The sequence below is a fragment of the Hyphomicrobiales bacterium genome (assembly GCA_016710435.1).
Taxonomy (GTDB): domain Bacteria; phylum Pseudomonadota; class Alphaproteobacteria; order Rhizobiales; family Aestuariivirgaceae; genus Aestuariivirga.
The window spans coordinates 1-9144 of the sequence record JADJVV010000038.1 but is presented as its reverse complement, the minus strand read 5'-3'; the positions used below and the strand labels follow the sequence as shown (position 1 = coordinate 9144).

The window sequence follows — 9144 nt, the reverse complement described above, 5'->3', positions numbered from 1 at the left end:
CATGATGCGGTCGGTCTTAGGCGTCGTATCCTTGCAGCTCGATCAGGAACTTGCCGGTCAGGTACGTGGCGGCGCGGCGGCGCCGCCGGTCAGGTACAGATACTGGCTCGTCGCGGCCGGCTGAGCAATCGCCTTAACCAAAGCCAGAGTCCAGTTGCCGCCAGCAGTGATCAGCGCGGTCTCGGTGAGGGCGGCGACGCCGCCGTCGAACACGCCGGTGCCTTCGGTGGCGGAATACAGGTCGATGTCGGCGACGCCGCCGGCGGGGACTTCAAGGCAGGTCATTCTGCCGCTGAGTAGCGTGCCGCTGCGGGCGACGGAGACCTGACCGATGTGCGCCGGACTGGTGCCGACGCCGATGATGTCGAGGTCAGTAGTGGATGACGCCAGGCCCGTGAGATCGATGAGGATCGTGGTGGTAATGAGTCCGTTGTCTTTCGTGACACTGGATCGATACACGGTGCCGGTACCGGAAGTGATGCCGGCGCCAGCTTCGAGTTGCATCGTAGTGCCGGCGAGCATTTGGCGCAGAAGCCGTTTTACCTCGGGGTCAACGATCGCTGCGGCAATGTCTTTTCGGTCAAGGGGTTGGTAAGCGCCACGGAGATCTCCTCGCGTTAGGTTAGGGTTCGATCATTCATATAACCAGTATTCCACCTTTTACCTTTTTGTGCAAGGGGTTACTTCATGGCCGCCACGGCCTCGGCGAAAGCCCCGCGAAGTCATTGGATCTGGGTGCCCCTCGGCGTCACGGCGACGCGCCGCGAGCCGACCGGCGTCAGGTCTTCGGCTCCAGCAGGAGGCGGCTTCGGAACGGGCGCTGGTGCAGGCGCGGCCGGGTGGCTACTCCAGTCGCCTTCTTGAAGTCATTCACCAAGGCTATCACGTCCTGCGTCGTGCCGCGGTCGTACACCGCCTGCGCGCCAGCCTGCGCGTACGACGGCAACGTCTTGATCCACGCCGGGGCCTTCGCGATCACGGCGTCGTAGTCGCTGTGCGCGGCGTGCAGGGCGGCAACGTGGGCCTCGATAGCTGATGTCGTCACCGTGTTCTCAACTGGCGCCAGCCGGGCTCCATCTGTTCGGCGAACTTCTGCACGGCCTTATACCCTGGCGTTTATGTCGCGGTCGATCGACTTGAGGCGGGCGTCGATGGCCTTGGCCTCGCTCGGAAACTCCTTCCTGAACTGCTCCAGGGCCGCGACTTCGTCCTCGGTCGGCGCGTAGGGCGTGATACTTTCCTCCAGGGCCTCGCGCTCCGCCCTGGCTTCCGGCGTCTCTGCCGGCGCCGGCGCAGGGGCAGGTGCTGGCGCGGGGGCATGTGCTGGCGCGGGGGCAGGTGCTGGCGCGGGGGCAGGTGCTGGCGCGGGGGCAGGTGCTGGCGTTTCGATCGGTTCAAGGGCGGCCTCCGGCGCCGGCGCGGGCTCGGGCGCTGGCTCAGGTGCTGGAGTCGGCGCGGGAGTCGGCATGGGAGACGGCGCGGGCTCAGGTGCTGGTGCCGGCGCGGGGGCCGCGTCCATCGCGGCGACTACCTCCGCGAACGCGGCGTCGAAATCGTTGTTGTCAGTTGCCATGTCATGCTCCCTGTAGTTGTTTGATGGCGGGGCCGTCGTCGATCAGCTTTATCAGCCGGGCCACGACGCGCGCCTCGCCTTGTTCTCGGATCAAGTCGTCGCCCGCCATGCCAATCCACTCCGTATTGATGCGGGCCTGCCGCGCGTACAGCCAGTCGCGCATGGCTTGCAGGCCGCCTTCGTTCCGGCACTGGAAAATGTTCAGTTCGGTCTTGTGTTGTTCCTGCTTGATCACGTTCATGTCGACTCTCCTTGTAGCCCGCAACAGGCGCGCCCTGTGTTGGGTATGACTCTCACACACCGGTCATCCCACAATTCGACCATGCCGAAATCCTTCACGTTCGTCACCGGCAGCACAATTCCGATGTGCTTGAGACTCCACTCGTAAATCGACGGAACCTGCTCAGGAACGGAAGCCCGAGCCGTGAATATGCGAACTTCGATGTCTTTCGCAATCCAGGCCGTTACCCGCCGTACCATCTCTGGGATTGGATCGCCGATGTGCTCCGGCCCAATCCAGCCGGTGTAGTAAGCCAGCGTGCCGTCCAGATCTACCCCAATCCACCCGTTCATGTCGCCTCTCCTCCTATCGTTCGTAGGCGGTCCACCTGCCCCGTCAATTCAGGCAAAAATAGTTCCCGAATCGCATTGGATATATCCTCGCACCGAAACTCGTCGTTCTCGCCTTCGTGCTTTTCAGGACTTACAAAGTTCGCGCATGCCTCACAAATATACCGCACGAGCGCATCGTCGGTCAGGTCTGCCGGATCTGCTGGCCACTTGAAATTCGGATGTCGGCGCAGGCGTTTGAATGTTGCGACTTTGCCTGCCCTTGGGAAGGGGCGCACAATCAGATTTTGAGCCTTGCGCTCTTCAGCGCTGCTGGAATACCCCATCATCAGCCTCCTTTATTCCGGCCAGCAGCCGCCGGTTTACCCGCTACCTGCCGCGCCGTATCGGCGCCGTGTGCTGCCGTCAGGGCCTGCGCGTGCCCGACCTGCCGGCTCGTGTCGGCCGCATGTGCCGCCACCAGCGCCTTGGCCCGGTCGACGCTGTGCTTGTTGCTGGTGTTGATGGCGTCGATGATGGTCTGCAACACCGTCGTTCCGACCGCCGCCTGCTCGGATGATGCCTTGGCCTCGTGCTCCAGCGCCTTGCTGAGAACCTCCTTGACCTGGGCGGTGACGAGGTCCATCTGGCCTTGGGCCATGGCGGCCTGCTGCTGAGCGTTCCGCTCGATGATCTGCTCGGCCTTGTCCTCGTCCTCCATCAGGTCGTCGATGGGGATGTCGTTGGCCTTCGCGCGTTCGATCAGCAGGGCGCGCGGCTTGATGTACGGCAGCTCGTCTGGCGTCAGGCTCGCCTTGAACTCGGCGAGCGACTGCGCCAGCACTTCCTTCGCGATCAGGCTCGTCGAGCCGCGGGCAATGATGTTGTGGTCGCCGTCGCGGCTCTGGTCGGCGTCGTACTTCTTGTTCCACGCCACGAGCGCCGAGATCATCGATATGGTGAAGGTGTCGTAGTTACGCACGGTGTCGCGCACCGGCAGCGCGGCGGCGCCGAGGAACATGCTGGCGTTGCGCTGCGTGCGAAGCGCCTCGCTGCCGCCACCCGACGTGTCGCCCAGCGACGCCGGCGGCAGCCCGGACTCCTTGTCGCCGAAGCTCAGGAACAACTGGATCAGCGGCAGCAGCTCGTGGATGTGACTGTCGATACTGACGTTACGCACCGCCGGTATGGCGTCGGACTGGCCGCCGTTGCTCTCGCGCAGCCACGACTTGTGCTTGCTGAGTGCCATGGACTGGCCCGGCGTCAGCATGTCGGTGTTGATCTCCGCCATGGGGCCGATCACGCCGGCGTTGTCGAGGGCGGCGCGCACCGTTTCGTTCAGGCTGACCTGCGAGTCGCGCAGCGTGTCGCACAGCCCGTTGCCGAGGATGGACAGGTCGTCGTCCTCGAACACGAAGATGTGGTGGTGCTGGACAGTCTCGCCAAGCGGCGCCAACTTCGCCTTGATGGTGACGTCGTCGATCATCCACACGTTACTGTGGAACGATCGCCCGAGGTCGGCGTCGGCGATAGTCACGCCGGCGCCGCGCAGTTCGTGCCCGGTGACGTGCCCCCAGTACGACAGCACTTCGTACTTTCGGCTTTCCTTGCCGGAGATCGCCGCCTGCGCACTCTTGGGTTCGCCCTTCATCACGGACTCCCACCACTGTGCCTTGTAGTTGCCCGACTGGTTGCGTTCCAGGTAGTCGGTTATCCTCGTCGCGATGAAGTCGGGGCGCTGCGCGAGTTCTTCTACCTCGGCGCGCGTCATGATGTGCCTGTCGAACTTGCCGTCCTGTTTCGTCAGGTCGGTAGCCGTCATGTCGGGGTAGTGGTTCCACACCGGCAAGAACTCAAACAGCGGCTTGTACTTGTCGACTTCTACGGCCTTGTAGGCGCCGGTGTTGACGTCGCGCCGCCAGGTGCGCGCCTTTACCTTCTTGTGGAACGGCCCCGTCAGTATGCCAATATTGTAGATCGTCGCCGACCGCACGACCTTGCGCGCCAGCGTGACGAACTCCATCTCCTGGAGGTCGTCGTCGATCTTCTTCTCCATCGACTCGGCCTTACCCTTGGCGAACTCGCGGATGCCCTTCTCGATTTCGGCGTCGCTGAGTTCGACTTGCGAGGCGTCGCCGCCCTGCGCCTTCTCCTGCACCAGACTGTCGAGTACCTGCTGCAACTGCTCGGTCGACAGGTCGGGCAGCGGCGACGCCCGCACGCCGTAGTTCTTCTCGGTCTGTGGCCAGAGCATTTGCATTAACCTTGCAATTGTGCCGCGCACCATCCACGCCGTCATGCCGGGATATGCCTTTGACCTATCCGCCGGTATCATACTCAGCACTTCAGGGTCATATATCTTCCGCACCTGATAGAGGTTCTTCATCCAGCGTTCTTCGATCTGGCGGCGGTCGCTGACGTGCGTTGGCCACAGGCCGAAGATGCGCCGGCCGAGCCTGTTGAGTGCGTCGTCGTTGATGGCAGGGGGTAGGGTTGGGGTGTCCATGATTTTTCCTTAGCGCGGTGTGGCGTACGGATTAACGTTCGCGGGGGGGCGAATGGTACTGCGTTCGGTGTTTTCGGCTTTCCGACGGCCGCCGCGCTGCCAGTACATATCTGAATATTGATTCGCGTCGCCGACGTGGCTCCAGTCGTTTTTCTCGACCTCCGAACTCTCGCGGCCGTCTTTGTATTTCTTGAATTGGTACTTCCCTCCGAGTGCTTGTATAAGCCATTCGCATGTAGGGGAAACCTGATATGCGGGCATGCCACGGTCAACGAGCATGCTGAGGAAGTGGTCAGTCGCGCCCTGCCGATGAACTGGATTGTTGCTCCACGCCAATTTAACCTTCCCAAGCCCTTTGTTTCGGTACTGGCGAAATATATCACTGCACGAAACTTCATTGGACTGTGCCCCCGTCCCTCCCGCCGGATCGCCGGTCACGAACATGTCAAACCCATCATATCTCTGCCTAATAAGCGGGAGCAGTTTCGTTTCAATCGCTCGTTCTATTCCCATTCCGAACGTAACGATTTCATCCAGGGCAAGGACACGCCCAAAGGCGTCTTGCTGTTTGAGTACGATGGCTGGGGTAAGTCCGAAGTCAGCACTGATTAGCAGGAGGTTCTGCCTATTCGGTAGCAGTATCTGTTTCGACACGTGCACGTCGCGATTGAACATGGGGTGCACAGGTTTTCCACCGAGCGACCTTCCATATTGCATAAGTACATATGTCCTAATGTACTCCTCGCTCTTCCCCACGCACAGGTGCTGATAGTAGTTCTGTGGGAGGTTCTCAGTGTTCTCGGCAAGCGGGTTTGGAGCGTATGTGTCATCTGCCAGTTTGACCATCGCAGCAGGCTGCTTGAATACTTCCCAGCCATTCCCCTTCTTAGTTTTTCCGTCGTCGGGGTCATACCCTTCCAACATGCGCTCCCACCAACTGCCCTCCTGCGGCATGTTCGAGTCGCCGAATATCCCCGCATAGGTACAGCCGCCGTCGCGAGCCCCAGGAAAACGACCAATCCGGCCGTCAAGCCCTTCTACAATCTCGCGCGCTAACTCACGAAACTCCGACAACTCTGCCATCGTCAGTTCCAACGACAGCAAGTTGGATACGTCAGCGGCGTCGTCAAGGGCACGGAATATGATATCGCACTCAATATCGCCCTGACGTATCTTGTAAGTCTTTCCGGTAGCGGTGTACACGCCCAGCGTGCCCGAAGGGAACCACGACAGGAATGATTTTATGACTGTATCATTTAACTGTGGCGCCGTATTGCGGATGATGGCGATGCGTGTTTTGCGTTTGCCGTCAATGGGGGACGGGCGCTGCATAGTCGCCCGGCGGATACACTCCATGATCGTACCGACCGTCTTTCCTGACCCGAACGGACCGAGGATAAAGCGATATCTGGCATTCGACGCCATGAACGCCGTGATAGTCAGTGACGCTTTGAAGTCGATGTTCATCCTGCACCCTCTTGTTTCTCCATTGGAATTTGACCTGCGTGATTGGGAGAAAGTTCCATCACGCCACCTGCGGCTCGTCGGTGTTGATGCGGTGCTCGAACCGGTGGCCGTCCATGCGCTCCAGAGTCAGCGTGTCGCCATCCTTGTCGATCAGCCGCACGAGGTCGCAGTAGCCGCGCTCGCCGGGCGGGCCGACAGCAAGCTCGCCGGTAGCGAAGCCATGGGCGTGCAGCACCGCCTCCAGGGCGCCGGCGGCGGGTCCGTGGAGGCAGCGCGGGTGGATGATCGCGCGGGCTGTCATAGGTGGAAATAATCGACGCCGTTGCCGCACTCCGAGGACAGCGCGGCCGCCACATCGACTGCCTGGCGGGCAGTACTGCCGAGGTACATCGCCGCCAGCGCGAAGTCACGGCCGGAGCCCCAGGCGGAGAACTTGTCCTCGACGCGGACGGCTACCGGCTGGCGTTCATAAAACTTGCAGCCGTTCTGGTCGGCCACGATCAGTCGCGCCCACGAGTCCTTGTCCTTCTGGCACGCCGGGAACGCGGTGGGATCGGCGCCGGCTTCGTACCACGACGCCATCAGCTCGCCGGAGTCCTGGTCCTCGCCAGGTACTCCGGAACCTGTCGGCTCGCTTGATCTTCCGGATCTTGGTCGTGGTGAAGTGCGCGCCGGCGCACATGGCGCGCTTGTCGGCGGCGATCGTCTTGCCGTCCCAGGCTACGACGCTCACGCCGGCTCGTCGGGCTCGTCGGAGACAAGGCCCGCGCTCAACTCTGCCTCGGCCTCGGGGCTGAGAGTCAAGTCGGCGCCATCAGCAGGCGGTTCGTCGGGCGCCGTGTTGACGTCGGACAGCGCGTAGAGTTCGGCCTCGGGGCTGAGAGTCAAGTCGGCGCCATCAGCAGGCGGTTCGTCGGGCTCGTCGGAGACAAGGCCCGCGCTCAACTCTGCCTCAGCTTCTGGGCTGAGGGTCAAATCGGCACCGGCGCCATCAGCAGGCGGTTCGTCGGGCGCCGTGTTGACGTCGGACAGCGCGTAGAGTTCGGCCTCTGCCGCCCGCCACGCGGCGGTCAGGTGGGGCTGGTTGGCGGCGGGGAAGCCGCGGCTGGCGGCGTCGTCCAGGGCCCTGGCGGGCGGCTGCCAGTTTCAGTTGGGCTTCATGGGTTGCGGTGTTCATGCTAGTTCTCCTTGTGGGGGTTGGTGCTGCGGGGGTCTTGCACGTCACGCCAGTTTTTTGCATGCCGTGCTAGTTTTCCTGCCGACTGAAAAGGTGTTCCGGAGCAGTAGCCCTCCAACGCCCAAATCTTGTCGCGGGCGTTGCTGCGGGCGATCTTCTTGCCAAGATCGACGTCGAAGTTCTCGGCCGCCGCGCCTCGCCGGTAACGGTGTAGCCGTGCGCAGCCGCAGGCAGCACACCGTCAGCGTCGTGCCGGGGAAGACGTGGTAGTCCTCGCCGGTGATCACGGCATCAATCTTCTCCGGGTAGAGTCGCGGCGCGTTGAGGCCCTTGGCTTGGATTTCGGTTTCGATTGCCTGTTCGTCTATGCTCATGTCAATTCTCCTGGTCTATGGTTAGTGCTTCGCGTGTCGATACTACTTGCTGCGGGGCTTGGCCGGCGAACGTGATGCTGAGCGTGAGGCCGCCGCCAGTCTTGCCGTCATCTTTCACTTCCTTGGGCTCCAGGCCGGCAACGCGGGCGCTCCATTTTATCGCGTCCATCCTGACCGCGGCGCTCTGTAGGGGGTCGGTGGCGATGTCGTGGGCATAGGGCAGCAGCTCGCCGGCGATCAGCTTCGCCTTGGTGCGAAAGCCTAGACCGGACTCCATGACCTCCTTCTGGGCGTGCTGCATCAGCGCCACGAACGCCGGGCTCTCTACCAGCGCCACGGCCTGGTCGTCGGTGTAGCCGTACCTGGCGAAGATGTCGGCGGCGTCGTCGACGTGCAGCGCCAGTTCCACGGCCAGCCTCTCATGTGTCTTGCGGTAGATCTCCGGCACGTCCTCCAGCCTCGCGGCTTGGCGCAGCGCGGCCGGGCTTTCGTGGGGGTCTGGGGCTTCAGTCAGACTCATCCGAATTCATCAGCGCGCGTTCGATTTCCCACACGATATCGATAGTGGCTCCATTCTCGTTTTTGCGCAGCCCCAGCGCGGCGGCGAATACTTCCATCACCCCTACCTGGGCGTTCAGGAGTTCGTTGTGGCGGCGCAGCGCCCTGATCTCTGCCGCCGCCGTGCGCAGTAGCCTGCGCGGTTCGGTATCTGCTTTGCTCATGTTTCCTCCATGTGAGAGCAGCGAAATCGCTCAGCCCTGAAACAGTATCGCACGGCATGCCGGACGTGTCAAGTAGTTAAGTTCTTTACACTTTACTATGAAAGGGGCGCTGATTTTTGGAGCTAGTGTTATGTCATAGTATGAGGTCGTCATATCGGGCTGCGGGGCGGCAAAAATTTTGGTGTTATGAAATTGTCATATTCGGTTTTTCGGGCGGTCGTGTGCACAACATGGAACGAACCCCCGCCCGCGCGCCCGCGTTCCCCCCAACCGCCCGGAACCCAAAACGCATAGCCGCAGAGAAATGTCGGCGGCATGGCGGCCGTGCGGCATGACATTGGGGTCGCCTGGCGCCGGCAGGGCAGGGCAGGGCAGGGCAGGGCAGGGCAGGGCAGGGCAGGGCAGGGCAGGGCAGGGCCGGATCGATCTCCGGCCGCCTAACAGCCAGGCGTTAGCGCGGCGCCGACGCCAGGACGCCAGGACGCCAGGACGCTAAACTTTAATGCCAATTCGCACACTATTAAAGGCATTACCGCACATTAATACATATAACGTGATCAGATTAATGCCGATAGATCACTATCTTACGTAACGTTATATGTTAGATAGGTGTGCGGCGGCCTACCAGTCAAGTCACTGATTCGCAAGGCTTTCCAGGATTCAAACCACTACTACTACTACTAATAATATATATAAATATTATATAGATTATATAGATTAGGGTATTTGCTGTACCACCTCATGAGAGATCGCCAACTCTTATATAAGACATAAGA

At 61.4% G+C, this 9144-nt stretch carries 13 protein-coding genes and 1 pseudogene; all 14 read right to left on the bottom strand.

Annotated features, from left to right (window positions below):
- Positions 1-57 precede the first annotated feature (57 nt).
- A complete protein-coding gene (locus IPM06_20895) occupies positions 58-504 on the bottom strand; it encodes a hypothetical protein (GenBank protein ID MBK8772868.1) in 447 nt (148 codons plus the stop codon).
- A gap of 274 nt (positions 505-778) precedes the next feature.
- On the bottom strand, positions 779-1045 hold the full coding sequence (locus tag IPM06_20890) for a hypothetical protein (GenBank protein ID MBK8772867.1): 267 nt from the start codon (positions 1043-1045) through the stop codon (positions 779-781).
- Positions 1046-1102: 57 nt separating this feature from the next.
- Positions 1103-1573 carry a hypothetical protein gene (locus IPM06_20885; protein ID MBK8772866.1) on the bottom strand — a complete coding sequence of 157 codons (471 nt, stop codon included), beginning with the start codon at positions 1571-1573 and terminating at the stop codon, positions 1103-1105.
- 1 nt (position 1574) lies between these two features.
- On the bottom strand, positions 1575-1814 hold the full coding sequence (locus IPM06_20880; GenBank protein MBK8772865.1) for a hypothetical protein: 240 nt from the start codon (positions 1812-1814) through the stop codon (positions 1575-1577).
- On the bottom strand, positions 1811-2146 hold the full coding sequence (locus IPM06_20875) for a hypothetical protein (GenBank protein MBK8772864.1): 336 nt from the start codon (positions 2144-2146) through the stop codon (positions 1811-1813). Before IPM06_20875 ends, IPM06_20880 begins: the two co-directional genes overlap by 4 nt.
- The gene (locus tag IPM06_20870) at positions 2143-2472 is read right to left on the bottom strand and encodes a hypothetical protein (GenBank protein ID MBK8772863.1); all 330 of its coding nucleotides are present in this window, start codon (positions 2470-2472) and stop codon (positions 2143-2145) included. The genes IPM06_20875 and IPM06_20870 overlap by 4 nt, the downstream gene beginning before the upstream one ends.
- A complete protein-coding gene (locus tag IPM06_20865; GenBank protein MBK8772862.1) occupies positions 2472-4628 on the bottom strand; it encodes a hypothetical protein in 2157 nt (718 codons plus the stop codon). The genes IPM06_20870 and IPM06_20865 overlap by 1 nt, the downstream gene beginning before the upstream one ends.
- Positions 4629-4637: 9 nt before the next feature.
- Complete coding sequence (locus tag IPM06_20860) at positions 4638-6095, bottom strand: hypothetical protein (GenBank protein ID MBK8772861.1); 1458 nt, start codon at positions 6093-6095, stop codon at positions 4638-4640.
- 58 nt (positions 6096-6153) lie between these two features.
- Entirely contained in the window at positions 6154-6396 is a 243-nt protein-coding gene (locus IPM06_20855) for a hypothetical protein (protein ID MBK8772860.1), read from the bottom strand.
- Positions 6393-6677, bottom strand: coding sequence for a hypothetical protein (locus IPM06_20850; GenBank protein MBK8772859.1), 285 nt, complete (start codon positions 6675-6677; stop codon positions 6393-6395). The genes IPM06_20855 and IPM06_20850 overlap by 4 nt, the downstream gene beginning before the upstream one ends.
- Before the next feature lie 147 nt (positions 6678-6824).
- Positions 6825-7070: a hypothetical protein gene (locus IPM06_20845; protein MBK8772858.1), complete on the bottom strand. Its 246-nt coding sequence runs from the start codon at positions 7068-7070 to the stop codon at positions 6825-6827.
- Positions 7071-7273: 203 nt separating this feature from the next.
- Positions 7274-7646 (bottom strand): annotated as a pseudogene (locus IPM06_20840) (hypothetical protein).
- 1 nt (position 7647) lies between these two features.
- A complete protein-coding gene (locus IPM06_20835; protein MBK8772857.1) occupies positions 7648-8166 on the bottom strand; it encodes a hypothetical protein in 519 nt (172 codons plus the stop codon).
- A complete protein-coding gene (locus IPM06_20830) occupies positions 8153-8368 on the bottom strand; it encodes a hypothetical protein (protein MBK8772856.1) in 216 nt (71 codons plus the stop codon). The genes IPM06_20835 and IPM06_20830 overlap by 14 nt, the downstream gene beginning before the upstream one ends.
- Positions 8369-9144: the final 776 nt, after the last annotated feature.

Coding starts and splice junctions, on each gene's coding strand:
- IPM06_20895 (MBK8772868.1), bottom strand. CDS start 504: ATGCAACTCGAAGCTGGCGCCGGCATCACTTCCGGTACCGGCACCGTG.
- IPM06_20885 (MBK8772866.1), bottom strand. CDS start 1,573: ATGGCAACTGACAACAACGATTTCGACGCCGCGTTCGCGGAGGTAGTC.
- IPM06_20880 (MBK8772865.1), bottom strand. CDS start 1,814: ATGAACGTGATCAAGCAGGAACAACACAAGACCGAACTGAACATTTTC.
- IPM06_20875 (MBK8772864.1), bottom strand. CDS start 2,146: ATGAACGGGTGGATTGGGGTAGATCTGGACGGCACGCTGGCTTACTAC.
- IPM06_20870 (MBK8772863.1), bottom strand. CDS start 2,472: ATGATGGGGTATTCCAGCAGCGCTGAAGAGCGCAAGGCTCAAAATCTG.
- IPM06_20865 (MBK8772862.1), bottom strand. CDS start 4,628: ATGGACACCCCAACCCTACCCCCTGCCATCAACGACGACGCACTCAAC.
- IPM06_20860 (MBK8772861.1), bottom strand. CDS start 6,095: ATGAACATCGACTTCAAAGCGTCACTGACTATCACGGCGTTCATGGCG.
- IPM06_20855 (MBK8772860.1), bottom strand. CDS start 6,396: ATGACAGCCCGCGCGATCATCCACCCGCGCTGCCTCCACGGACCCGCC.
- IPM06_20850 (MBK8772859.1), bottom strand. CDS start 6,677: ATGGCGTCGTGGTACGAAGCCGGCGCCGATCCCACCGCGTTCCCGGCG.
- IPM06_20835 (MBK8772857.1), bottom strand. CDS start 8,166: ATGAGTCTGACTGAAGCCCCAGACCCCCACGAAAGCCCGGCCGCGCTG.
- IPM06_20830 (MBK8772856.1), bottom strand. CDS start 8,368: ATGAGCAAAGCAGATACCGAACCGCGCAGGCTACTGCGCACGGCGGCG.